The 607-nt window shown below is 41.0% G+C and carries 1 protein-coding gene; it reads right to left on the bottom strand.

Annotation, left to right across the window (positions count from 1 at the left end):
• Positions 1-40: 40 nt before the first annotated feature.
• A partial coding sequence (locus ACFIMQ_RS09670) for a hypothetical protein (RefSeq protein ID WP_375703957.1) occupies positions 41-607 on the bottom strand: 567 nt, incomplete at its 5' end.

Genomic DNA, 607 nt, shown 5'->3' with positions numbered 1-607 from the left:
AACATCTGGTCTGTAATCAGCGATTGGAAAATAAACCATTTTAGAAATCCGTTGGAATTATTCGAGTGACGTTATGACGTTTGGACGTCTCTGCACGCAATTCATGCAATTGCTCGTTAAAGTCATTGTAAGCAGCGGCTGCACAATCGGGTTCTTTAAGGATATTCTTGTACAGTTCATATTTTGCACGCGCTTTAATCAAGTCAAACCCATAGATAAACCATGGATGTTCTTCATCAACACTCTTTATCTCTGATAAACGCAATGGAGAGAGAATGAGTTGAATCTGATAGGCTCTATCCGGTGTGGGATAAAGATGTAATTTCCTATCAAAATAACTGTAACAAACCGGCGTCCCTTGCTGCTCTGATGACAACGAAGGCTCTAGAGCAAAAGGACTTCGCCGCTCCAATTCAAGCTTATGATCTTGACCAGAACTCAGATAAACATTTTTGATTTTCACAGCTGTTTCAAGATGGCGGGTATCGCTTGCATCATAAGCACCCTGCCCCGCCCGTGTTTGAAACGTAACATCACGGCTTTCGTTAAAGTAAAAACTTTCCCTCTCACAAAAACGAATAGCAGCAAAAATACTTTCTTGGATTTG

Origin of the sequence: Bartonella sp. AD13SXNS (genome assembly GCF_042196465.1) — a bacterium.
Lineage (GTDB): Bacteria > Pseudomonadota > Alphaproteobacteria > Rhizobiales > Rhizobiaceae > Bartonella.
The sequence above is the reverse complement of the archived record's forward strand: the minus strand, read 5'-3'. Positions and strand labels throughout refer to the sequence as shown.